A 22,338-nucleotide genomic window follows, 5' to 3' on the forward strand; every position below is an offset into this window, starting at 1 on the left:
CGCTACCGAAGCGCAACCCCACCCGGAGCCTGACATGACGACCATTCTGCAAATCAATTCCGCTGCGCGTTCGCAAGGTGCGCAATCCACGCTGCTGTCCAACGAACTGACCGCAAAGCTGCAACAATCGAACCCCGGCGCGAATGTCGTGGTCCGCGACCTGCTGGCCGATGCGCTGCCGCACCTCGACGAATCGGTGCTCGGCGCGTTCTTCACGCCGGCCGACAAGCGCACCGCGGAACAGAATGCGATCGTCGCGAAGAGCGATGCACTGATCGCCGAGCTGCAAGCCGCCGACATCATCGTGATCGGCGCGCCGATGTACAACTTCGGCATCTCGTCGCAACTGAAGACGTACTTTGACTGGATCGCCCGCGCAGGCGTCACGTTCCGCTACACCGAGAACGGTCCGGAAGGCCTGATCAAGGGCAAGAAGGTTCACGTGGTGACGGCGCGCGGCGGCAAGTACCTGGGTACGCCGAACGACAGCCAGACCCCGTACCTGCGTTCGTTCCTCGGCTTCATCGGCCTGACCGACGTGAATTTCATCCACGCGGAAGGCCTGAACCTCGGCCCGGACGCGCAGAGCGCCGCGCTGGCCAGCGCACGCGAAGCGATCGCCGCCGCGTAACGCGTAGGTCGATGCGGGTGCGATGCAGCCGCTGCGTCGCCCGATGAAAAAACGCCGCGTCCTTTCGGGGACGCGGCGTTTTTTCATTCGGCCGGCGAACTCGCCGCAACCGAGGCCGTTACGCGAGCGTTTCGGCCACGTCCGGCAGGCGCCAGTCGATCGGTTCGCGGCCGGCGGCGGCCAGATAGTCGTTCGCGAGCGCGAAATGGCGGCAGCCGAGGAAGCCGCGGTGCGCGGACAGCGGCGACGGATGCGGCGCCTCGAGCACGCAATGCGCGTTCGCGTCGAACAGCGCCCGCTTGGCCTGCGCGTGCGCGCCCCACAGCATGAACACGAGCCCGCGATGACGGCCGGCGAGCTCGCGGATCAGCGTGTCCGTGCATTGCTCCCAGCCGCGCTTCGCATGGCTCGCGGCCGCGCCGCGCTCGACCGTCAGCACGGTGTTGAGCAGCAGCACGCCCTGGCGTGCCCACGTGTCGAGGCAGCCGTGACGCGGCGTGTCGTGACCGAAGTTCGCGGCGATTTCCTTGAAGATGTTGCGCAGCGACGGCGGCGTGCGCACGGCCGGCGGCACCGAGAACGCGAGGCCGTGCGCCTGCGGCGTGCCGCGGTCGTCGCCGTGGTACGGGTCCTGGCCGAGGATCACGACCTTCACGTCGTCGGGATGCGTCAGGCGCAGCGCGCGGAACACGTCGGTCGGGTAGACCGTCTTACCGGCCGCACGCTCTTCGTCGACGAAGCGGCACAGCGGCGCGTACGCGTCGCTGTCGGTGAACGGTTTCAGCACGTCGCGCCAGACGGCCGGCAGCGCGTCGAATTGTTCGGCCAGATGCGGCACGTCGGCGGCAACGGGCCGCAGGGCCGCGGCGGGCGCCGGTGCGGCGGTTTTCTTCGCGGGTTTGCGCCCGGCCGCGGGCGGCTCGGAAGCCGGGGACGGAATATCGGCCGGTGCCGTTTCCGGCACGGGATCGTCGAACAGCGACGCCTGTTGCGGCGCGCGGGAAGTCTTGCGGGTTGCCATGCGTGATGCGAGTTTATTGCGCGCGCAGCCGGTAGCCGCGCTGCGCCTTGCTGATGTTTTCGGGAACGAGGCCCGGCAGCGCCTGCTGCAGTTCGGCGGCGAGCGTCGCGAGCGCCGTTTCCGGGCCGTCGATCAGTTCGAGTTCGATTTCGCTGATCGGTTCGCGGCGCGTTTCGTGTTCCGCCTGGACGACGATCTCGCCGAGGTCCACCGCGGCCTCGACGGTTGCGCCGCCGATTGCGATGCGCCACAGCGTACGCGAAAAATCCGTGCGGAACAGCGCGTGCAGCGCGCCGGCCGCGTCATTGAGCGCGGCGGCGGCTTCCGGCACGTCGCAGGCCGCGACGAGCGCGTCGATTTCGAGCGCGTCGCCCGCGACCGGCAGTTCCCATTCGTGGCGGCTATGCAGGCCGCCTTCCGCGCTGCCGACCGTCTTGAACGTCTGCAGCCAGCCGTCCGGCGTGCGGCGCACGCGCACCGCGCTCTTCGAGCGCGCCAGCGCGAGATCGGGCGTGTCGTAATAGACGTTCGCGAGCGCGATGGCACGGCCGGGTTCGCCGGTCAGCGTCTCGAAGAAGCGGCGCGCGGCGTCGGCCAGGCCGGCCGGTAGCGCGAGCTTGATTTCCTGTTCGATCGCCATCAGAAGAACATCCGTGCGAGTTCCTCGCCCGGCTGCTCGGCGCGCATGAACGCCTCGCCGACGAGGAACGTGTTTACGTTCGCCGCGCGCATCGTGTCGACGTCGGTACGCGACAGGATGCCCGATTCGGTCACGACGATGCGATCCGCCGGAATCATGTCAAGCATGTCGAGCGTGGTCTGGATCGACGTCTCGAACGTGCGCAGGTTGCGGTTGTTGATGCCGAGCAGCGGCGTCTTCAGCGTCAGCGCCTGTTCCATCTCGTGGCGGTCGTGCACTTCGACCAGCACCGCGAGGCCGAGCGAGTGCGCATACGCTTCGAGATCCTGCATCAGCGGCGTGTCGAGCGCGGCGGCGATCAGCAGGATCGCATCGGCGCCCATCGCGCGGGCTTCGACGATCTGGTACGCGTCGACGATGAAGTCCTTGCGCAGCACCGGCAGCGTGCAGGCCGCGCGCGCTTCCTCGAGGTAGCGGACGCCGCCCTGGAAGAACTGCTCGTCGGTCAGCACCGACAGGCACGCGGCACCGTGCGCCGCATACGAGCGCGCGATGTCGGCCGGCACGAAGTGCTCGCGCAGCACGCCTTTCGACGGGCTGGCCTTCTTGATTTCGGCGATCACGGCGGCGTTGCCGGCCGCGTGCTTCGCGCGCAGCGCGCCGACGAAGTCGCGCAGGTCGCGCGCCGAGGCTTCCAGTTTCAGTGCCTCGAGCGGCGTGCTGCGCAGGGCCGCCGCGATTTCTTCGCGCTTGACGGCGATGATTCGGTCGAGAATGTCGCTCATAGGGGTTCCTGCTGGATTCGTAAGAGGGTCAGCGCTTGAATTGCTGCGTGAAGCGCACGAGTTCGTCGACCTTCGCGCGGGCCTTGCCGCTCGCGATCGCTTCGCGGGCGAGCTGGATGCCGTCCGCGATCGATTCGGCGATATTGGCCGCGTAGAGCGCGGTGCCCGCGTTCAGCGTGACGATCTCGCGCGCGACGCCCGGCTGGTTGTCCAGCGCGCCGAGCAGCATCGTGCGCGATTCGTCGGCATTTTCCACCTTCAGCGTGCGGTTCGACACCATCTGCAGGCCGAAGTCCTCCGGATGGATCTCGTATTCGTGCACCTTGCCGTCGCGCAATTCGCCGACGAGCGTCGCGGCGCCGAGCGATACCTCGTCCATGCCGTCCTTGCCGTATACGACGAGCACGTGCTGCGCGCCGAGACGCTGCATCACGCGCACCTGGATGCCGACGAGGTCGGGGTGGAACACGCCCATCAACTGGTTCGGCGCGCCGGCCGGATTGGTCAGCGGGCCGAGGATGTTGAAGATCGTGCGCACGCCGAGCTCGCGGCGCACGGCCGCGATGTTCTTCATCGCCGGGTGATGGTTCGGCGCGAACATGAAGCCCATGCCGGTTTCGGCGATCGACGCGGCGACTTGCTCCGACTGCAGGTCGATGTTCACGCCGAGCGCCTCGAGCACGTCGGCGCTGCCGGACTTGCTCGATACGCCGCGGTTGCCGTGCTTCGCGACCTTCGCGCCCGCGGCCGCCGTGACGAACATCGATGCGGTCGAGATGTTGAACGTGTGCGAGCCGTCGCCGCCGGTGCCGACGATGTCGACGAAGTTCGAGTTGTCCTGCACCTCGACGTGATTCGCGAATTCGCGCATCACGGTCGCGGCGGCGGCGATCTCGCCGATCGTCTCCTTCTTCACGCGCAGCCCGGTGATGATCGCGGCCGCCATCACGGGCGACAGGTCGCCGCGCATGATCAGCCGCATCAGGTGCAGCATTTCGTCGTGGAAGATCTCGCGGTGCTCGATCGTGCGCTGCAGCGCTTCCTGCGGGGTAATCGTCATCGTGCGTCTCCCGTCAGGCAGCCGGTGCGGCGGCATGGGCCGCTGCGCGATGCTGCTTCAGGAAATTCTCGAGCAGCGCATGGCCATGCTCCGAGAGAATCGATTCCGGGTGGAACTGCACGCCTTCGACCGGCAGCGTCTTGTGGCGCACGCCCATGATTTCGCCGTCGTCGGTCCACGCGGACACCTCGAGGCAGTCGGGCAGCGATTCGCGCTCGATCGCGAGCGAGTGGTAGCGCGTCACGTCGAAATGCTTCGGCAGGTCGGCGAACACGCCGCGGCAATCGGTTTCGATCCGGCTCACCTTGCCGTGCATGATGGTCTTCGCGCGCACGACGCGGCCGCCGAACGCTTCGCCGATCGCCTGGTGGCCGAGGCAGACGCCGAGAATCGGCTTTTTGCCCGCGAATTCGCGCAGCACGTCGAGCGTGATGCCCGCGTGTTGCGGATTGCTCGGGCCGGGCGACAGGCAGATGGTGTCGGGGTTCAGGCGCGCGATGTCGTCGAGCGTGATTTCGTCGTTGCGGTAGGTACGCACGTCCTCGCCGAGTTCGCCGAAGTACTGGACCAGGTTGTAGGTAAACGAGTCGTAGTTGTCGATCATGAGCAGCATGGTCAGTCTCCGGTCAGAAGTCGCTATCGAGGCCGTCCTGGACCTGTTCGGCCGCACGCAGCACCGCGCGCGCCTTGTTCTCGGTTTCTTGCCATTCGGATTCGGGCACCGAATCCGCGACGACGCCGGCCGCCGCTTGCACGTACAGGTTGCCGTTGTGGATCAGGCCCGTGCGGATCGCGATCGCGAGATCCATCTCGCCCGAGAACGACAGGTAGCCGACCGCACCGCCGTACAGCCCGCGCTTGACCGGCTCGAGCTCGTCGATCAGTTCCATCGCGCGCACTTTCGGCGCGCCGGACAGCGTGCCGGCCGGGAACGTCGCGCGCAGCACGTCGTAGTTCGTCATGCCGGGCTTCAGCTTGCCTTCGACCGAGCTGACGATGTGCTGCACGTGCGAGTACTTCTCGATGACCATCTTGTCGGTCACCTGCACCGAGCCGATTTCCGCGATGCGGCCGACGTCGTTGCGCGCGAGGTCGATCAGCATCACGTGCTCGGCGATCTCCTTCGGATCGTTGAGCAGCTCGGTCGCGAGTTCCGCGTCGCGCTCGGGCGTGTTGCCGCGCGGGCGCGTGCCGGCGAGCGGCCGGATCGTGACGATCTGGTCTTCGCCGCGCTTTTCCTGGCGCACCAGGATTTCCGGCGACGCGCCGACCACGTGGAAATCGCCGAAGTTGTAGTAATACATGTACGGCGACGGATTCAGCGAACGCAGCGCGCGGTACAGCGACAGCGGATTGTCGCGGTACGGCTTCGTCAGCCGCTGGCCGACCTGGATCTGCATCAGCTCGCCGGCCGCGATGTATTCCTTCGCCTGGCGCACGGCGGCCAGGTAGTCGTCCTTCTTGAATTCGCGGAACGTCTCGGTGCGCACGCTCGCCGACGTGACGGGCGGCTGCACGGTCGTGCGCAGGCGCTGCTTCAGTTCGCGCAGGCGGTGTTTCGCCTTCGCATACGCTTCGGGCTGGCCCGGGTCCGCGTAGATGATCAGGTAGAGCTTGCCGGCGAGGTTGTCGATCACCGCGACTTCCTCGGTCAGCAGCAACTGGATGTCGGGCAGGCCGAGATCGTCGCGCGGCGCGGTGTTCGCGAGCTTCTTCTCGATGTAGCGCACCGCGTCGTAGCCGAAGTAGCCGGCGAGGCCGCCGCAGAAACGCGGCAGGCCCGGGCGCTGCGCGACCTTGAAGCGTGCCTGGAACGATTCGATGAACTGGAACGGATCGCCGTCGTGAGTCTCGACGACCTGGCCGTCGCGCACGACTTCCGACACGCCGTTGCGGGTGCGCACGAGCGTGCGGGCCGGCAGGCCGATGAACGAGTAGCGGCCGAAACGCTCGCCGCCGACCACCGATTCGAGCAGGAACGAGTTGGCGCCCGCCCGTTCGGGCTGGGCCAGCTTCAGGTAGAGGGACAGCGGCGTTTCGAGATCGGCGAGGGCCTCCGCGATCAGCGGGATGCGGTTGTAGCCTTCGTTCGCGAGCGATTGGAATTCGAGTTCGGTCATGTTCCGGTCCTGTTCGGGACGAGCGGCGCGTGCGCCAGGGATCACTTGACGCTGCGCGGGTGGCCGTCGGCGAAAGGGCGGTCGATCGAGAAGTGCCTGTTGCCGGCCGGCACTCCGGGCGTGAACGTCGCGAGCCTGCGGCCGAGCCTGAACGCAAGCGTTCGGACACGGTGGAACTCGAGGTGGTGCGACGATCGGCGCGCGGATGCGCAGCGAGATAAAAAACGGCGCTGAAGACGTGCTTCAGCGTACCTCATCGAAGAGGTTAGCGCGACCAGCGACGCCAGGGCCAGGCTCCCCGGTCGATGCTGCTCAGACTCCGTTTTTTATTCAGAAACATGCGGATGGAAGAAATAATCAGAGGGTTGGCCGGCCGGCGTTGTGCGCGGAAATTGCGCGAGCCGCGACCAGCAACGAATCGACTATACCATCCGAATTTATCGTTTGTATAGCTTTGCCGTGGTTGTAGCCGTACGGCACCGTCAGCGTCGCCATCCCGGCCGCGCGGCCGGCCAGCGCGTCGTTTTCCGAGTCGCCGATCGCGACCGCGGCGTCCGGCGCGACGCCCAGCGCATCGCAGGCCGTCAGCATCGGCAGCGGATCGGGCTTCTTGCGCGCGACGCTGTCGCCGCCCAGCACGATGCCGAAGCAGCCGGCCAGCCCGTATTGCTCGAGCAGCTCGACCGCGAAGCGGTGCGGCTTGTTCGTCACGCATGCGAGCCGGATGCCGGCCGCGCGCAGCGCGTCGAGCCCGGCTGCCACGTCCGGATAGAGACGCGTATGGCGGCCGTTGATCTTCGCGTATTCGGTCTGGTAGATCGCGAGTGCGTCGTCGAAGCGCGCGTGCGCTTCGTCGGCCGGGAAGCGCGGCTTCAGCACGCTCTGGATCAGGTGTTCGGAGCCCTTGCCGACATAGCCGATCACTTCGTCGCGCGACGTGGCCGGCGCGCCGAGCTGCGCGAGCATCCCGTTCAGGCCGGCCGTGAAATCGTCGGCCGTGTCGACCATCGTGCCGTCGAGGTCGATCAGCGCCGCATCGATGCGCGGCGCGGCGAAGCGGATCGGGGCCGCGTCCGTGGCGGCCCCGGCCGGCGCGCGGCCGGCGAACGACGAGTCGGCCACGGCGTCAGTTCCGTTCGACGGTCGCGAGCGCCGCGCGCATCTCGTCGATCACCTTGCGGTAGTCGGGCTTGCCGAAGATCGCCGAACCCGCGACGAACGTGTCGGCGCCGGCCGCCGCGATTTCCGCGATGTTGTCGGCCTTCACGCCGCCGTCGACTTCGAGCAGGATCTCGCGGCCGGTGCGCTCGGTGTACGCGTCGATGCGGGCGCGCGCCTCGCGCAGCTTGTTCAGCGTCTCCGGAATGAACGACTGGCCGCCGAAGCCGGGGTTCACCGACATCAGCAGCACGAAGTCGAGGCGATCCATCACATGGTCGAGGTAGTTCAGCGGCGTGGCCGGATTGAACACCAGACCGGCCTTGCAGCCGTGGTCGCGGATCAGCGACAGCGTGCGGTCGATGTGATCGGAGCCTTCCGGGTGGAAGCTGATCAGGTTCGCGCCGGCCTTCGCGAAATCGGGCACGATCCGGTCGACCGGACGCACCATCAGGTGCACGTCGATCGGCACCTGCACGTGCGGGCGGATCGCCTCGCAGACGAGCGGGCCGATCGTCAGGTTCGGCACATAATGGTTGTCCATCACGTCGAAGTGAATCCAGTCGGCGCCGGCGGCGACCACGTTGCGGACTTCTTCGCCGAGCCGTGCAAAGTCGGCCGACAGGATGCTGGGGGCGATGCGGAATTGAGTCATGACAGGGGAGCGGGGACGTTGCGGCGCAAAACCGTCATTCTACCGTCCGGCGACCCGCTGTGCGGCGGCAGGCCGTGCGGTTGCGGCCCGATTGCGCATAGAATGCCGAACCAATGCGGCGCGCCCGCGGCCCGGCCGCTCGAGTCGGCGCGCGCGGTTACCTAGAGCGGACACACCATGAGTCAGTATCAGTTCACCGTTTCGGTGAAAACCAGCTACTTGCCGGAACAATCCGACCCCGATCACCGTCAATACGCATTCGCGTACACGCTGACGATCCGCAACACCGGACAGGTCGCGGCGCAGCTGATCGCCCGTCACTGGATCATCACGGACAGCGAAAGCCACGTGCAGGAAGTGAAGGGGCTCGGCGTCGTCGGGCACCAGCCGCTGCTGCAGCCGGGCGAGCATTTCGAATACACGAGCTGGGCCGTGATCGCGACGCCGGTCGGCACGATGCGCGGTGCGTACTTCTGCGTGGCGGAGGACGGCGAGCGTTTCGAGGCGCCGGTCGACGAGTTCGCCCTGCACATGCCGCGCACGCTGCATTGAGCGTGCAGTGTGCGGCGCGCGTCAGCGCGGCTGGCGGTCGTTGTGGCGGGCCTGCTTCTTTCTGCCCGACGACGTCCACACGACGATGAAGATCAGCAGGGCAAGCGCTACGAAGGCTTCGAGCGCGAAGATGAGCATCGGATATTGGTCGAGAAAATCTGACATGGCGGTTTCCATCAAGAACGGACATTGTATGTGGTTTGGGCCCCGGCTGGCCGGGTGGATGGCCGCTGCTGCTGCGGCGGCGCTGCTCGCGGCGTGCGGCGGCGCGCCGACGCGAACTTCCGCGCTGAAGCCGCCGACCGGCGCGGCGATCGTGCCGGGGCAGGTCGCCGCGAAGCGGCTCACGCCGGTCGCGTGGCAGCAGGTGCCGGGCTGGCAGGACGATTCGCTGATCGGCGCGACGGCCGCGCTGCGGCAAAATTGCGCGCGGCTTGCGCGTCAGCCGGCCTGGACGCGCGCTTGCGCGGCCGCCGACCGACTCGACGAACTCGACGTCAGCAGCGCCCGCACCTTCTTCGAAACGTATTTCACGCCGTTCCAGCTCGCGAATACCGACGGTACGCTCGACGGGCTCGTGACCGGCTATTACGAGCCGCTGCTGCACGGTTCGCGCGTGCGTCGCGGCCCGTATCAGTACGCGCTCTATCGCTGGCCGGCCGGCTATCGCGCGGGCGCCGCGCTGCCGGCACGCGCGCAGCTCGAGCGCGCCGGCATCCTGAACGGCAACGAGCTCGTGTGGGTCGACGATCCGATCGAGGCGTTCTTCCTGCAGGTGCAGGGCTCGGGGCGCGTGCTGCTCGACGACGGTTCGGTGATGCGGGTCGGCTTCGGTGGCACCAACAATCAACCGTACCGTTCGATCGGCAAATGGCTGCTCGATCGCGGCGAGCTGACGCCCGCGCAGGCGACGATGCAGGGCATCAAGGCCTGGGCGAAGGCGAATCCGACGCGCGTCGACGCACTGCTCGATACGAATCCGCGCTTCGTGTTCTTCCGCGACATGCCGACCAAGGAGGATGCGCCGCACGGCGGCGCGGACGGTCCGATCGGTGCGCTCGGCGTGCCGCTGACGCCTGAGCGCTCGATCGCGGTCGATCCGTCGTCGATCCCGCTCGGCACGCCGGTGTTCCTGCAGACCACGCGTCCGCTGACGAATACGCCGATGAACCGGCTCGTGTTCGCGCAGGATACGGGCTCGGCGATCAAGGGCGGCGTGCGGGCGGACTATTTCTGGGGGCTCGGCGACGACGCGGGCGACCAGGCCGGCCGGATGAAGCAGGTCGGCCGGATGTGGCTGCTGTTCCCGAATTCGTGATTTGGGGGCGGCGCGGGTTGCCCGGATGGTGGCTCGTGGACGAGACGCGGCAGAATGGCGCGTCTCATTGTGTGAGGGGCGTGCCGGTCTGATCGCCGGTGCGTCCGTCTGATTTCAGTTCGCGTGATGCTCTGCGTGTCACGTCGAACGACGCCTTGGAGTAGAACAGCCCGATCGGCGTTGGCCGACCGGGCTGTTTCATTTGCAGGCTCGGATTCGCCGCTGCGCGGCGTGCGTGCGGCGAGTGCGCGAAGTGCGCGCCGCTCGCTGCGCGGCGAGGTGACCTCAGCTCTTGCGCTTGTCGATGACGCGGCGCGCCTTGCCGACCGATCGCTCGATGCCGTTCACCGGCAGCACGTTGATCACGGCCGTCACGCCGATCAGCGACTTGATGTCGTACGCGAGCGCCTGTTTTGCCGCCTGGATCGCCGCGGTGTCGGGCGCGGTTTCCGGGCAGGGCTCGACGTTGAGCGTCAGCACGTCCAGCGGGCCTTCCTTCGTCAGCACGATCTGATAGTGCGGCGCGAGCGCGCGCTGCTTGAGCAACTGTTCCTCGATTTGCGTCGGGAACACGTTGACGCCGCGCACGATCATCATGTCGTCCGACCGGCCGGTGATCTTCTCCATCCGGCGCATCGTCCGGGCGGTGCCCGGCAGCAGGCGCGTGAGGTCACGGGTGCGGTAGCGGATGATCGGCAGCGCCTCCTTCGTCAACGACGTGAACACGAGCTCGCCGAGTTCGCCGTCCGGCAGTACTTCGCCGGTTTCCGGGTCGATGATTTCCGGATAGAAGTGGTCTTCCCAGATGGTCGGGCCATCCTTGGTCTCGACGCATTCGGACGCCACGCCCGGGCCCATCACTTCGGACAGCCCGTAGATGTCGACCGCGTCGATGCCCATCCGCTGTTCGATCGCGACGCGCATGTCGTTGGTCCACGGCTCCGCGCCGAAGATGCCGATGCGCAGTGAACTCTGCACCGGATCGAGGCCCTGGCGCTCGATCTCGTCGGCGATCGACAGCATGTAGCTCGGCGTGACCATGATGATGTCGGGCCGGAAATCCTGGATCAGCTGCACCTGCTTTTCGGTCTGGCCGCCGCCGAACGGGATCACGGTGAGGCCCGCGCGTTCGGCGCCGTAGTGCGCGCCGAGCCCGCCCGTGAACAACCCGTAACCGTAGCTGACGTGCACCTTGTCGCCGCGGCGCGCACCCGCGGCGCGGATCGAACGTGCGACGAGATTCGCCCACGTGTCGATGTCGGCGGCCGTATAGCCGACGACCGTCGGCTTGCCGGTCGTGCCGGACGACGCGTGGATGCGCGAGATCTGGTCCTGCGGTACCGCGAACATCCCGAACGGATAGCTATCGCGCAGATCGCCCTTCGTCGTGAACGGGAAGCGCGACAGGTCGGCGAGCGTCGTCACGTCATCCGGATGCACGCCCGCTTCGTCGAACTTGCGGCGATAGACGGGCGAGTGGTCATACGCATGCCGGAGCGACCACTTGAGGCGTTCGAGCTGCAGCGCGGTCAGCTCGTCGCGTGAGGCGGTCTCGATCGGCTCGAGCGGTAGCGGGGTAGTCATGCATGTCTCCAGTGTTTGTTATGGACGGGCCGCCGACGTCAGTGGTCTTCCGGGATGACCGTGCCCTTGATCTGGGCGGATTTGCCGCGAAACATCGCGACCGTCTCGCCTGTCTGATTCGTGACGCGGATGTCGTAGATGCCGTGGCGGCCGGCACGCGCCTGCTCGATCGCCTCGGCCGTCAGCAGGTCGCCGCCGTGCACGGGGCGGAGGAATTCGATCGAGCAGCCGGCCGCGACCGCATTCAGGTTGTACGAGTTGCACGCGAACGCGAACGTCGAATCGGCGAGCGTGAAGATGATCCCGCCGTGGCAGGTCTGGTGCCCGTTCAGGAATTCGGGCCGCACGCGCATCTGCAGGCGGGCGTAGCCGGCGCGTACTTCGGCGATTTCCATGCCGAACGCGCGGCTGCAGGCGTCGGCGTCGTACATGGCCTGCGCGATGGCGCGGGCGAGCGAGTCAGGGTCGAGCGTGGCGGTGGCATTCGTCATGTCAACGCCCCTCGAAGCGCGGTGCGCGCTTCTCGATGAAAGCCTGCACGCCTTCCGCATAGTCGTGCGACTGGCCGAGCTTGCGCTGCAGGTCGCGTTCCACGTCGAGCTGCTGATCGAGCGTGTTGGTGACGCTGTCTCGCATCGACTGCTTGATCGATGCGATGGCGAGTGTCGGCTGCTGTGCGAGCTGGGTGGCAAGCTGGCGGGTTGTCGCGACGAGCGCGTCGTCGTCGACCGCACGCCAGATCAAGCCCCACTGTTCGGCCTGCTCGGCGCCGAGCTTGTCGCCGGTCAGCGCGAGCCCCAGCGCGCGTGCCATGCCGATGCGTTGCGGCAGAAACCACGTGCCGCCCGAATCGGGCACGAGCCCGATCTTGACGAAGGCCTGAATGAAACTGCTCGAGCGGGCGGCAAACACCAGATCGCACGCCAGTGCGAGATTCGCGCCGGCGCCGGCTGCCGTGCCGTTGACGGCGGCGATCACCGGAATCGGCAGACGCTGCAGGCGGCGGATCAGCGGATTGAAATGCTCGTCGATCAGCATGCCGAGATCGGTGGACGCGCCCGGCGTGAAGTCGAGGTCGGCCAGATCCTGCCCCGCGCAAAAGCCGCGCCCCGCACCCGTCAGGATCAGCGCGCGCGCGCCGGCCGCCTCGACCTCATCGAGCGCCGACTGCAGTTCGCGATGCATCGCCCGCGTGAAGCTGTTCAGCTTGTCGGGCCGGTTGAGCGTGACCGTGGCCACGCCCGCGGCCTGATCGATATCCAGCTGGATCGCCTGATAGGACATGCAGTGTCTCCTTCATGACTTCGTTATAGGCGGGCGGCGCGTGGGTTACACGCGTTCGATCGCGATCGCGATGCCCTGGCCGACGCCGATGCACATCGTACAGAGCGCGAAGCGGCCGCCGGTACGCTCGAGTTGATGGAGTGCCGTGGTGACGAGTCGCGCGCCCGATGCGCCGAGCGGGTGGCCGAGCGCGATCGCACCGCCATTCGGGTTCACGCGCGGATCGTCGTCGGCCACGCCGAGCATGCGCAGCACGGCGAGACCTTGCGACGCGAATGCCTCGTTCAGTTCGATCACGTCGAACTGGTCGATGCGCATGTCGAGCTGGCGCAGCAGTTTCTGCGTGGCCGGCGCGGGGCCGATGCCCATCACGCGCGGCTCGACGCCGGCGGTCGCCATGCCGACGACGCGCGCGCGGCGGCGCAGGCCATACTGGTCGGCCGCCTGCGCATTGGCGAGCAGCAGCGCGCAGGCGCCGTCGTTCACGCCCGACGCGTTGCCGGCCGTTACCGAGCCGTCCGGGCGCACGACGCCCTTCAGCTTCGCGAGCGCCTCGAGCGACGTTTCGCGCGGATGTTCGTCGCGCGACACGACGATGGCATCGCCTTTCTTCTGCGGAATCGTGACCGCGACGATTTCTTCAGCGAGCATGCCGTCCTGCTGCGCCCGCGCGGCCTTCTGCTGGCTGCGCAGCGCGAACAGGTCCTGATCGGCGCGGCTGATGTCGTAGTCGACCGCGACGTTCTCGGCGGTTTCCGGCATCGAATCGACACCGTGCAGCTGCTTCATCAGCGGATTGACGAAGCGCCAGCCGATCGTCGTGTCGAAGATGTCGGCCTGGCGCGCGAACGCGCTTGCGGCCTTGCCCATCACGAACGGCGCGCGCGTCATGCTCTCGACGCCGCCTGCAATCATCAGGCGCGCTTCACCTGCCTTGATCGCGCGCGCGGCCGTGCCGACCGCGTCCATTCCGGAACCGCACAGCCGGTTCAGCGTCGTGCCCGGCACGGCAGTAGGCAGGCCCGCCAGCAGCGCCGACATGCGCGCGACGTTGCGGTTGTCCTCGCCGGCCTGATTCGCGCAGCCGTAGATCACGTCGTCGATCGCCGCCCAGTCGACGTCGCGATTGCGCTCGATCAGCGCCTTGAGCGGCACCGCGCCGAGGTCGTCGGCACGGACATCTTTCAGGGCGCCGCCGTAGCGGCCGATGGGGGTGCGAATCGCATCGCAGATGTAGGCGTCTGTCATGAGCGTATCGGTGAGTGACGAACCCGCCGGGTGGCGGATTCGTTCATGGTAGAGAACGTAGTGGCGTTTGCATGTCGGCCAATCGGGTTATGCCGTCTGGCCAGCTTCCGCGGGTGCTGCCTTCGGGGCAACATGGACGCGGCTTTGCACCACGCGGAACCGGTTGGCGACGAATGCCGGGTCGGCCAGCGCTGCGTTGGCTGCCGGGTTCGCGCCCGTGCCGTGGAAGTCGGAGAACGCGGCCGACTGGTTGACGAATACGCCGCCCGTGAGGTTGATCGACAGCGCGACGCCGCCACGCACTGCCGCGTCGTGTGCGGCGTCGACGATTGCGTCGTCCGTGCTGTAGACGGAGAGGGTCAGCGCACCATGCTCGGCGGCGATTTCACCGGCGAGATCGAGCGACTGCGCGGTCGAGTCGGTCGCGATCACGAACGAGATCGGGCCGAACCACTCCTGCGTGAATTTCTCGCGGTCGGCCACGTCGAGTTGCAGCACGAGCGGCGTACGCACGCGCGCATCGGGGAAGGCTGGATGCTGGAGCGTCACGCTGTCCGCGAGTACGCGGCCGAGCTTGCGCGCGTCGTCGATGCGCGCAGTCACGCCTTCGTTCTGAATCGCACCGATCAGTTCGACCGAGCGAGCTGGATCGCCGGTGAGTTTTTGCACGGCAACCGCGATCGCCTGCGCGACTTCGTCGAAGCTCGCATGGCCGTCGGTCGTCCGGATGCCGTCGCGTGGCACGTAGATGTTCTGCGGTGCCGTGCACATCTGGCCGGAGTACAGCGCCAGCGAGAATGCGATGTTCTTGGCGGCGGCCTTCAGGTCGTCTGTCGAGTCAATCACGATCTGGTTGACGCCGGCTTTCTCGGTGTAGACCTGTGCCTGGTGGGCATGGCGTTCGAGCCACGTGCCGTTCTGCGTGCTGCCGGTGAAGTCGATCAGCTTGATCTCGGGGCGCAGCGCGAGGCCCTGGACGAGGGCGCCGTCGTTGGGTTCGGTCGCGAGGAGCGTGACGACGTTCGGATCGAACCCGGCTTCGCGCAGCACGTCGCGGGCGATCCGCACCGTGATGGCGAGCGGCAGGATCGCGCCGGGGTGCGGTTTGACGATTACGGTATTACCGGTTGCCAGGTCGGCGAACAGGCCCGGGTAGCCGTTCCAGGTCGGGAACGTGCAGCAGCCGAGCACGAGGCCCGTGCCGCGCGGCACGATCGTGTAGCGCTTGTGCATCGCGAGCGGCGGGTTCTTGCCTTGGGGCTTTTCCCAGTGCGCGTCGGCCGGGATGCGGCGCAGTTCGTCCCACGCATAGGCGACCGCCTCGAGGGCGCGGTCCTGCGCGTGCGGGCCGCCGGCCTGAAACGCCATCATGAAGGCTTGCCCGGTGGTGTGCATCACGCTGTAGGCAATTTCGAAGCTTGCACGGTTCAGGCGCGCGAGGATTTCGAGGCTGACGCCGACCCATGCGCTCGGGCCGGCTTCGCGCCACGTGCGCTGCGCGGTGGCGGCGGCAGCGATCAGTGCGTCGGGCGTCGATTTCGGGTACCGGACGCCCAGCGCGATGCCGTACGGCGAGCGCTCGGCGCCGACCGTTTCACCGGTCGCAGGCTGGTCGAGCACGAAGGTCTTGTCGAGGTGTGACTTGAACGCGGCCTCACCGTCCGCGCTGGCGCTTTCCCCGTACACTTTGGGGCTCGGCATTTCGGCGAACGGGCTCCAGTACCCGCGGCTCTCGATGGCGGCGAGTGCGTGTTTCAGCGTGTCTTCGTGCTTCGTGAACAGTGCGTGGGTCATGGCGGCGGCCTGATGAACGTTGAGAGGGATTGGATCGATTAATTAACCGACCGGTTGGTCGGAGAATGGTAGCATCAAACTATTCGCATGTGCGAGGCGTTTCTCATTTCATTGATCGAGGAGAAATAGATGGCTTACGAGAACATCCTGGTGGAGACCCGGGGGCGTGTCGGTCTGGTGACGCTGAACCGTCCGAAGGCGCTGAATGCGCTGAACGATGCGCTGATGGATGAGTTGGGCGCGGCACTGAAGGCGTTCGATGCGGACGACGATATCGGTGCGATCGTCGTGACCGGGAGCGAGAAGGCATTCGCGGCCGGCGCGGACATCGGCATGATGGCGACCTACTCCTATATGGATGTTTATCGGGGCGACTACATCACGCGCAACTGGGAGACGGTCCGCGAGATCCGCAAACCGATCATTGCCGCGGTTTCGGGCTTTGCGCTGGGCGGCGGCTGCGAACTCGCGATGATGTGCGACATCATCTTCGCGGCGGACACGGCCAAGTTCGGTCAGCCGGAAATCAAGCTGGGCGTCATGCCGGGTGCGGGCGGTACGCAGCGTCTGCCGCGCGCGGTATCGAAGGCGAAGGCGATGGACATGTGCCTGACCGCGCGCTTCATGGACGCCGCCGAGGCCGAGCGTGCCGGGCTCGTTTCGCGCGTGCTGCCGGCCGACAAGGTGCTCGAGGAGGCGATCGCCGCCGCGACGACGATCGCCGAGTTTTCGCTGCCGGCGGTCATGATGGTCAAGGAGTCGGTGAACCGCGCGTACGAGACGACGCTGGCTGAAGGCGTTCACTTCGAGCGCCGGCTGTTCCATTCGCTGTTCGCAACCGAAGACCAGAAGGAAGGGATGGCGGCATTCGTCGAGAAGCGGAAGCCGGTGTTCAAGCACCGCTGATCGACTGGCGTCGGCCGGGGTTCGATGGCTGGCCTGCATCGGTTATCGGCGTAATCGCCTTGACCCGTTCATCAAAAGCCTCCGTGCGCGGCAGCGCACGGAGGCTTTTTCAAACTTTCTTCACAAAGGGCTTGCGTGGACGGGGGCGGGTGCTTAGAATCACGCCTCTTTCGCGCTAACGGAAACGCAGCGCGGAAGGAAGGGAAGCAGTGCTGTTGAGGTTCGGCGATAGCGAGCCTCGGCGGTACAGAAGTTGAGCCCCGCAGTCGCAACGAAGTCGTTCAGAAAGTTGTTGACGAGCTGCGAAACACGGTTCATAATCTCGCTTCTCTGCTGCTGAAAACGCAGCGCTGCCGGGAAACGCGAAGTTCCTCGCAGAATGCTCTTTAAAAATTAACAGCCGATAAGTGTGGGCGCTTGATGGTAGCGAGCTGATCCTCGGATCAGATAGCGAAAGTATCAAGAGTCTCACACTAAAGTAAGTCAGGTTTATGAAGTGATTCATATTCCTGTCAGCTTTGAGTGAGCGACCGGTTCTTAACTGAACCGAAAACAGTAACAGGTTTGAACTGAAGAGTTTGATCCTGGCTCAGATTGAACGCTGGCGGCATGCCTTACACATGCAAGTCGAACGGCAGCACGGGTGCTTGCACCTGGTGGCGAGTGGCGAACGGGTGAGTAATACATCGGAACATGTCCTGTAGTGGGGGATAGCCCGGCGAAAGCCGGATTAATACCGCATACGATCTACGGATGAAAGCGGGGGACCTTCGGGCCTCGCGCTATAGGGTTGGCCGATGGCTGATTAGCTAGTTGGTGGGGTAAAGGCCTACCAAGGCGACGATCAGTAGCTGGTCTGAGAGGACGACCAGCCACACTGGGACTGAGACACGGCCCAGACTCCTACGGGAGGCAGCAGTGGGGAATTTTGGACAATGGGCGAAAGCCTGATCCAGCAATGCCGCGTGTGTGAAGAAGGCCTTCGGGTTGTAAAGCACTTTTGTCCGGAAAGAAATCCTTGGCTCTAATACAGTCGGGGGATGACGGTACCGGAAGAATAAGCACCGGCTAACTACGTGCCAGCAGCCGCGGTAATACGTAGGGTGCGAGCGTTAATCGGAATTACTGGGCGTAAAGCGTGCGCAGGCGGTTTGCTAAGACCGATGTGAAATCCCCGGGCTCAACCTGGGAACTGCATTGGTGACTGGCAGGCTAGAGTATGGCAGAGGGGGGTAGAATTCCACGTGTAGCAGTGAAATGCGTAGAGATGTGGAGGAATACCGATGGCGAAGGCAGCCCCCTGGGCCAATACTGACGCTCATGCACGAAAGCGTGGGGAGCAAACAGGATTAGATACCCTGGTAGTCCACGCCCTAAACGATGTCAACTAGTTGTTGGGGATTCATTTCCTTAGTAACGTAGCTAACGCGTGAAGTTGACCGCCTGGGGAGTACGGTCGCAAGATTAAAACTCAAAGGAATTGACGGGGACCCGCACAAGCGGTGGATGATGTGGATTAATTCGATGCAACGCGAAAAACCTTACCTACCCTTGACATGGTCGGAATCCTGCTGAGAGGTGGGAGTGCTCGAAAGAGAACCGGCGCACAGGTGCTGCATGGCTGTCGTCAGCTCGTGTCGTGAGATGTTGGGTTAAGTCCCGCAACGAGCGCAACCCTTGTCCTTAGTTGCTACGCAAGAGCACTCTAAGGAGACTGCCGGTGACAAACCGGAGGAAGGTGGGGATGACGTCAAGTCCTCATGGCCCTTATGGGTAGGGCTTCACACGTCATACAATGGTCGGAACAGAGGGTTGCCAACCCGCGAGGGGGAGCTAATCCCAGAAAACCGATCGTAGTCCGGATTGCACTCTGCAACTCGAGTGCATGAAGCTGGAATCGCTAGTAATCGCGGATCAGCATGCCGCGGTGAATACGTTCCCGGGTCTTGTACACACCGCCCGTCACACCATGGGAGTGGGTTTTACCAGAAGTGGCTAGTCTAACCGCAAGGAGGACGGTCACCACGGTAGGATTCATGACTGGGGTGAAGTCGTAACAAGGTAGCCGTATCGGAAGGTGCGGCTGGATCACCTCCTTTCCAGAGCTTCTCGCAAAGTTGAGCGCTCACGCTTATCGGCTGTAAATTAAAGACAGACTCAGGGGTCTGTAGCTCAGTCGGTTAGAGCACCGTCTTGATAAGGCGGGGGTCGTTGGTTCGAATCCAACCAGACCCACCACCGTCTTGTGTGGCGGTACACACCTGAGGAATTCTGTACATGGGGGCATAGCTCAGCTGGGAGAGCACCTGCTTTGCAAGCAGGGGGTCGTCGGTTCGATCCCGTCTGCCTCCACCAATCACCAACGCTAAGGGCTTGGTTCAGACACTGAACCGAGAATTTTGCATTGGCGATTGAGCCAGTCAGAGGATATCAACAGATATCGGCTGTCGTTCTTTAACAATCTGGAAGAAGTAAGTAATTTGGATAGCGGAAGCGTCTCGAGATGGACGTGGAAGTTATCCGGGTTGTGATTGTATCGATGTATCTCAAGATGATTCGAACTCTATGTTCGACTTAAATTGGAATACGGCACAACGCGAGAACTCAACCTGTAGCGACTGTCGATGAGACAGACTCGTTATAGGGTCAAGCGAACAAGTGCATGTGGTGGATGCCTTGGCGATCACAGGCGATGAAGGACGCGGTAGCCTGCGAAAAGCTACGGGGAGCTGGCAAACGAGCTTTGATCCGTAGATGTCCGAATGGGGAAACCCGGCCCTTTTGGGTCATCCTAGACTGAATACATAGGTCTAGTGAAGCGAACGCGGTGAACTGAAACATCTAAGTAACCGCAGGAAAAGAAATCAACCGAGATTCCCAAAGTAGTGGCGAGCGAAATGGGATGAGCCTTGCACTCTTTATTTGTATTGTTAGCCGAACGCTCTGGAAAGTGCGGCCATAGCAGGTGATAGCCCTGTAGGCGAAAACAGTATGAAAGAACTAGGTGTGCGACAAGTAGGGCGGGACACGTGAAATCCTGTCTGAAGATGGGGGGACCATCCTCCAAGGCTAAATACTCGTGATCGACCGATAGTGAACCAGTACCGTGAGGGAAAGGCGAAAAGAACCCCGGGAGGGGAGTGAAATAGATCCTGAAACCGCATGCATACAAACAGTCGGAGCCTCGCAAGGGGTGACGGCGTACCTTTTGTATAATGGGTCAGCGACTTACGTTCAGTAGCAAGCTTAACCGTATAGGGCAGGCGTAGCGAAAGCGAGTCCGAATAGGGCGTTCAGTTGCTGGGCGTAGACCCGAAACCAGGTGATCTATCCATGGCCAGGATGAAGGTGCGGTAACACGTACTGGAGGTCCGAACCCACTAACGTTGAAAAGTTAGGGGATGAGCTGTGGATAGGGGTGAAAGGCTAAACAAACCTGGAAATAGCTGGTTCTCTCCGAAAACTATTTAGGTAGTGCCTCGTGTCTCACCTTCGGGGTAGAGCACTGTCATGGTTGGGGGGTCTATTGCAGATTACCCCGCCATAGCAAACTCCGAATACCGAAGAGTGCAATCACGGGAGACAGACATCGGGTGCTAACGTCCGGTGTCAAGAGGGAAACAACCCAGACCGCCAGCTAAGGTCCCCAAATATAGCTAAGTGGGAAACGAAGTGGGAAGGCTAAAACAGTCAGGAGGTTGGCTTAGAAGCAGCCACCCTTTAAAGAAAGCGTAATAGCTCACTGATCGAGTCGTCCTGCGCGGAAGATGTAACGGGGCTAAGCTATATACCGAAGCTGCGGATGCGAGCTTGCTCGCATGGTAGGAGAGCGTTCCGTAAGCCTGCGAAGGTGCCTTGTAAAGGGTGCTGGAGGTATCGGAAGTGCGAATGCTGACATGAGTAGCGATAAAGGGGGTGAAAGGCCCCCTCGCCGTAAGCCCAAGGTTTCCTACGCAACGTTCATCGGCGTAGGGTGAGTCGGCCCCTAAGGCGAGGCAGAAATGCGTAGCTGATGGGAAGCAGGTCAATATTCCTGCACCATTGTTAGATGCGATGGGGGGACGGATCGCGGAAGGTTGTCCGGGTGTTGGAAGTCCCGGTCGCTGCATTGGAGAAGGCGCTTAGGCAAATCCGGGCGCGCAATTCAAGGGTGTGGCGCGAGCTCCTTCGGGAGCGAAGCAATTGGAAGTGGTTCCAAGAAAAGCCTCTAAGCTTCAGTCTAACGATGACCGTACCGCAAACCGACACAGGTGGGCGAGATGAGTATTCTAAGGCGCTTGAGAGAACTCGGGAGAAGGAACTCGGCAAATTGGTACCGTAACTTCGGGATAAGGTACGCCCTTGTAGCTTGACTGGCCTGCGCCAGGAGGGTGAAGGGGTTGCAATAAACTGGTGGCTGCGACTGTTTAATAAAAACACAGCACTCTGCAAACACGAAAGTGGACGTATAGGGTGTGACGCCTGCCCGGTGCCGGAAGATTAAATGATGGGGTGCAAGCTCTTGATTGAAGTCCCGGTAAACGGCGGCCGTAACTATAACGGTCCTAAGGTAGCGAAATTCCTTGTCGGGTAAGTTCCGACCTGCACGAATGGCGTAACGATGGCCACACTGTCTCCTCCCGAGACTCAGCGAAGTTGAAGTGTTTGTGATGATGCAATCTACCCGCGGCTAGACGGAAAGACCCCATGAACCTTTACTGTAGCTTTGCATTGGACTTTGAACCGATCTGTGTAGGATAGGTGGGAGGCTATGAAACCGGAACGCTAGTTTCGGTGGAGCCGTCCTTGAAATACCACCCTGGTTTGTTTGAGGTTCTAACCTTGGCCCGTGATCCGGGTCGGGGACAGTGCATGGTAGGCAGTTTGACTGGGGCGGTCTCCTCCCAAAGCGTAACGGAGGAGTACGAAGGTACGCTAGGTACGGTCGGAAATCGTGCTGATAGTGCAATGGCATAAGCGTGCTTAACTGCGAGACCGACAAGTCGAGCAGGTGCGAAAGCAGGTCATAGTGATCCGGTGGTTCTGTATGGAAGGGCCATCGCTCAACGGATAAAAGGTACTCTGGGGATAACAGGCTGATACCGCCCAAGAGTTCATATCGACGGCGGTGTTTGGCACCTCGATGTCGGCTCATCTCATCCTGGGGCTGTAGCCGGTCCCAAGGGTATGGCTGTTCGCCATTTAAAGAGGTACGTGAGCTGGGTTTAAAACGTCGTGAGACAGTTTGGTCCCTATCTGCCGTGGGCGTTGGATATTTGAAGGGGGCTGCTCCTAGTACGAGAGGACCGGAGTGGACGAACCTCTGGTGTACCGGTTGTCACGCCAGTGGCATCGCCGGGTAGCTATGTTCGGAAGAGATAACCGCTGAAAGCATCTAAGCGGGAAACTCGCCTTAAGATGAGATATCCCTGGGGACTAGATCCCCTTGAAGGGTCGTTCGAGACCAGGACGTTGATAGGTCAGGTGTGTAAGCGCAGTAATGCGTTCAGCTAACTGATACTAATTGCCCGTAAGGCTTGATCCTATAACAAGTCTGCCTTGTAGATCGGCGCCGTGCGACAGCACCGGCCGCGATCCAAAGC

The 22,338-nt window shown here is 63.6% G+C and carries 18 protein-coding genes, 2 tRNA genes and 2 rRNA genes; 8 read left to right on the forward strand and 14 right to left on the reverse strand.

Annotation, left to right across the window (positions count from 1 at the left end; genetic code table 11):
• The first annotated feature begins 34 nt into the window (after positions 1–34).
• Positions 35–631, forward strand: a complete 597-nt coding sequence (locus tag SY91_RS04765; protein WP_006477046.1) for an FMN-dependent NADH-azoreductase — start codon at positions 35–37, stop codon at positions 629–631.
• 118 nt (positions 632–749) lie between these two features.
• Here the strand turns inward: SY91_RS04765 and SY91_RS04770 are convergent, their stop codons facing one another.
• The 8 genes from SY91_RS04770 to rpe all read right to left on the reverse strand — a co-directional run bounded on the left by SY91_RS04770 (position 750) and on the right by rpe (position 8,070).
• A complete protein-coding gene (locus SY91_RS04770; protein WP_023475765.1) occupies positions 750–1,652 on the reverse strand; it encodes a uracil-DNA glycosylase in 903 nt (300 codons plus the stop codon).
• Between the two features lie 13 nt (positions 1,653–1,665).
• A complete protein-coding gene (locus SY91_RS04775; RefSeq protein WP_043887273.1) occupies positions 1,666–2,292 on the reverse strand; it encodes a CYTH domain-containing protein in 627 nt (208 codons plus the stop codon).
• Positions 2,292–3,077, reverse strand: a complete 786-nt coding sequence (gene trpC / locus SY91_RS04780; RefSeq protein WP_006477043.1) for an indole-3-glycerol phosphate synthase TrpC — start codon at positions 3,075–3,077, stop codon at positions 2,292–2,294. Before trpC ends, SY91_RS04775 begins: the two co-directional genes overlap by 1 nt.
• A gap of 28 nt (positions 3,078–3,105) precedes the next feature.
• Positions 3,106–4,137, reverse strand: coding sequence for an anthranilate phosphoribosyltransferase (trpD, locus tag SY91_RS04785; RefSeq protein ID WP_006477042.1), 1,032 nt, complete (start codon positions 4,135–4,137; stop codon positions 3,106–3,108).
• A gap of 13 nt (positions 4,138–4,150) precedes the next feature.
• Positions 4,151–4,750, reverse strand: a complete 600-nt coding sequence (locus SY91_RS04790) for an aminodeoxychorismate/anthranilate synthase component II (protein ID WP_006477041.1) — start codon at positions 4,748–4,750, stop codon at positions 4,151–4,153.
• 13 nt (positions 4,751–4,763) lie between these two features.
• Positions 4,764–6,257, reverse strand: coding sequence for an anthranilate synthase component I (gene trpE, locus SY91_RS04795; protein ID WP_006477040.1), 1,494 nt, complete (start codon positions 6,255–6,257; stop codon positions 4,764–4,766).
• Between the two features lie 357 nt (positions 6,258–6,614).
• Positions 6,615–7,379 carry a phosphoglycolate phosphatase gene (locus tag SY91_RS04800; protein ID WP_006477039.1) on the reverse strand — a complete coding sequence of 255 codons (765 nt, stop codon included), beginning with the start codon at positions 7,377–7,379 and terminating at the stop codon, positions 6,615–6,617.
• 4 nt (positions 7,380–7,383) lie between these two features.
• Positions 7,384–8,070, reverse strand: a complete 687-nt coding sequence (gene rpe, locus SY91_RS04805; protein WP_023475767.1) for a ribulose-phosphate 3-epimerase — start codon at positions 8,068–8,070, stop codon at positions 7,384–7,386.
• A 177-nt stretch (positions 8,071–8,247) separates the two neighbouring features.
• Between rpe and apaG the strand changes: the two genes are divergently transcribed.
• Positions 8,248–8,622 (forward strand): Co2+/Mg2+ efflux protein ApaG, encoded by a 375-nt coding sequence (gene apaG, locus SY91_RS04810; RefSeq protein WP_006477037.1) that lies wholly within the window; start codon positions 8,248–8,250, stop codon positions 8,620–8,622.
• A gap of 21 nt (positions 8,623–8,643) precedes the next feature.
• Here apaG and SY91_RS34940 read toward each other — a convergent pair whose 3' ends face one another.
• Positions 8,644–8,787, reverse strand: coding sequence for a hypothetical protein (locus tag SY91_RS34940; RefSeq protein ID WP_006482075.1), 144 nt, complete (start codon positions 8,785–8,787; stop codon positions 8,644–8,646).
• Between the two features lie 28 nt (positions 8,788–8,815).
• Between SY91_RS34940 and SY91_RS04815 the strand changes: the two genes are divergently transcribed.
• Positions 8,816–9,940 carry a murein transglycosylase A gene (locus SY91_RS04815; protein WP_027809350.1) on the forward strand — a complete coding sequence of 375 codons (1,125 nt, stop codon included), beginning with the start codon at positions 8,816–8,818 and terminating at the stop codon, positions 9,938–9,940.
• A 285-nt stretch (positions 9,941–10,225) separates the two neighbouring features.
• Here SY91_RS04815 and paaK read toward each other — a convergent pair whose 3' ends face one another.
• From paaK to paaN, 5 genes are all read right to left on the reverse strand, one after another.
• Positions 10,226–11,524 carry a phenylacetate--CoA ligase PaaK gene (gene paaK / locus SY91_RS04820; protein WP_006477035.1) on the reverse strand — a complete coding sequence of 433 codons (1,299 nt, stop codon included), beginning with the start codon at positions 11,522–11,524 and terminating at the stop codon, positions 10,226–10,228.
• Between the two features lie 38 nt (positions 11,525–11,562).
• Positions 11,563–12,015, reverse strand: a complete 453-nt coding sequence (paaI, locus tag SY91_RS04825) for a hydroxyphenylacetyl-CoA thioesterase PaaI (protein ID WP_006477034.1) — start codon at positions 12,013–12,015, stop codon at positions 11,563–11,565.
• A 1-nt stretch (position 12,016) separates the two neighbouring features.
• A complete protein-coding gene (gene paaG, locus SY91_RS04830; RefSeq protein ID WP_006477033.1) occupies positions 12,017–12,808 on the reverse strand; it encodes a 2-(1,2-epoxy-1,2-dihydrophenyl)acetyl-CoA isomerase PaaG in 792 nt (263 codons plus the stop codon).
• A 45-nt stretch (positions 12,809–12,853) separates the two neighbouring features.
• Positions 12,854–14,056 carry a 3-oxoadipyl-CoA thiolase gene (pcaF, locus tag SY91_RS04835; protein ID WP_185921096.1) on the reverse strand — a complete coding sequence of 401 codons (1,203 nt, stop codon included), beginning with the start codon at positions 14,054–14,056 and terminating at the stop codon, positions 12,854–12,856.
• An 87-nt stretch (positions 14,057–14,143) separates the two neighbouring features.
• A complete protein-coding gene (gene paaN, locus SY91_RS04840; protein ID WP_185921097.1) occupies positions 14,144–15,850 on the reverse strand; it encodes a phenylacetic acid degradation protein PaaN in 1,707 nt (568 codons plus the stop codon).
• Between the two features lie 129 nt (positions 15,851–15,979).
• Here paaN and SY91_RS04845 point away from each other — a divergent pair, with 129 nt between their 5' ends.
• The 5 genes from SY91_RS04845 to SY91_RS04865 all read left to right on the forward strand — a co-directional run bounded on the left by SY91_RS04845 (position 15,980) and on the right by SY91_RS04865 (position 22,280).
• Entirely contained in the window at positions 15,980–16,756 is a 777-nt protein-coding gene (locus tag SY91_RS04845) for an enoyl-CoA hydratase (protein ID WP_006477030.1), read from the forward strand.
• Between the two features lie 566 nt (positions 16,757–17,322).
• Positions 17,323–18,855: ribosomal RNA gene (locus SY91_RS04850) — 16S ribosomal RNA — on the forward strand.
• A 62-nt stretch (positions 18,856–18,917) separates the two neighbouring features.
• Positions 18,918–18,994, forward strand: a tRNA-Ile gene (locus tag SY91_RS04855).
• Between the two features lie 41 nt (positions 18,995–19,035).
• A tRNA-Ala gene (locus tag SY91_RS04860) sits at positions 19,036–19,111 on the forward strand.
• A gap of 289 nt (positions 19,112–19,400) precedes the next feature.
• Positions 19,401–22,280: ribosomal RNA gene (locus SY91_RS04865) — 23S ribosomal RNA — on the forward strand.
• The 16S and 23S rRNA genes sit together here with 2 tRNA genes alongside, the layout of an rRNA operon.
• The last annotated feature ends 58 nt before the right edge of the window (positions 22,281–22,338 follow it).

Source organism: Burkholderia cenocepacia (genome assembly GCF_014211915.1).
Classification (GTDB): domain Bacteria; phylum Pseudomonadota; class Gammaproteobacteria; order Burkholderiales; family Burkholderiaceae; genus Burkholderia; species Burkholderia orbicola.

What these genes read in the sequence shown, in the direction of transcription:
- SY91_RS04765 (WP_006477046.1), top strand. Translation starts at nt 35, where the DNA reads ATGACGACCATTCTGCAAATCAATTCCGCTGCGCGTTCGCAAGGTGCG.
- SY91_RS04770 (WP_023475765.1), bottom strand. Translation starts at nt 1,652, where the DNA reads ATGGCAACCCGCAAGACTTCCCGCGCGCCGCAACAGGCGTCGCTGTTC.
- SY91_RS04775 (WP_043887273.1), bottom strand. Translation starts at nt 2,292, where the DNA reads ATGGCGATCGAACAGGAAATCAAGCTCGCGCTACCGGCCGGCCTGGCC.
- trpC (WP_006477043.1), bottom strand. Translation starts at nt 3,077, where the DNA reads ATGAGCGACATTCTCGACCGAATCATCGCCGTCAAGCGCGAAGAAATC.
- trpD (WP_006477042.1), bottom strand. Translation starts at nt 4,137, where the DNA reads ATGACGATTACCCCGCAGGAAGCGCTGCAGCGCACGATCGAGCACCGC.
- SY91_RS04790 (WP_006477041.1), bottom strand. Translation starts at nt 4,750, where the DNA reads ATGCTGCTCATGATCGACAACTACGACTCGTTTACCTACAACCTGGTC.
- trpE (WP_006477040.1), bottom strand. Translation starts at nt 6,257, where the DNA reads ATGACCGAACTCGAATTCCAATCGCTCGCGAACGAAGGCTACAACCGC.
- rpe (WP_023475767.1), bottom strand. Translation starts at nt 8,070, where the DNA reads ATGACTCAATTCCGCATCGCCCCCAGCATCCTGTCGGCCGACTTTGCA.
- apaG (WP_006477037.1), top strand. Translation starts at nt 8,248, where the DNA reads ATGAGTCAGTATCAGTTCACCGTTTCGGTGAAAACCAGCTACTTGCCG.
- SY91_RS34940 (WP_006482075.1), bottom strand. Translation starts at nt 8,787, where the DNA reads ATGTCAGATTTTCTCGACCAATATCCGATGCTCATCTTCGCGCTCGAA.
- SY91_RS04815 (WP_027809350.1), top strand. Translation starts at nt 8,816, where the DNA reads ATGTGGTTTGGGCCCCGGCTGGCCGGGTGGATGGCCGCTGCTGCTGCG.
- paaK (WP_006477035.1), bottom strand. Translation starts at nt 11,524, where the DNA reads ATGACTACCCCGCTACCGCTCGAGCCGATCGAGACCGCCTCACGCGAC.
- paaI (WP_006477034.1), bottom strand. Translation starts at nt 12,015, where the DNA reads ATGACGAATGCCACCGCCACGCTCGACCCTGACTCGCTCGCCCGCGCC.
- paaG (WP_006477033.1), bottom strand. Translation starts at nt 12,808, where the DNA reads ATGTCCTATCAGGCGATCCAGCTGGATATCGATCAGGCCGCGGGCGTG.
- pcaF (WP_185921096.1), bottom strand. Translation starts at nt 14,056, where the DNA reads ATGACAGACGCCTACATCTGCGATGCGATTCGCACCCCCATCGGCCGC.
- paaN (WP_185921097.1), bottom strand. Translation starts at nt 15,850, where the DNA reads ATGACCCACGCACTGTTCACGAAGCACGAAGACACGCTGAAACACGCA.
- SY91_RS04845 (WP_006477030.1), top strand. Translation starts at nt 15,980, where the DNA reads ATGGCTTACGAGAACATCCTGGTGGAGACCCGGGGGCGTGTCGGTCTG.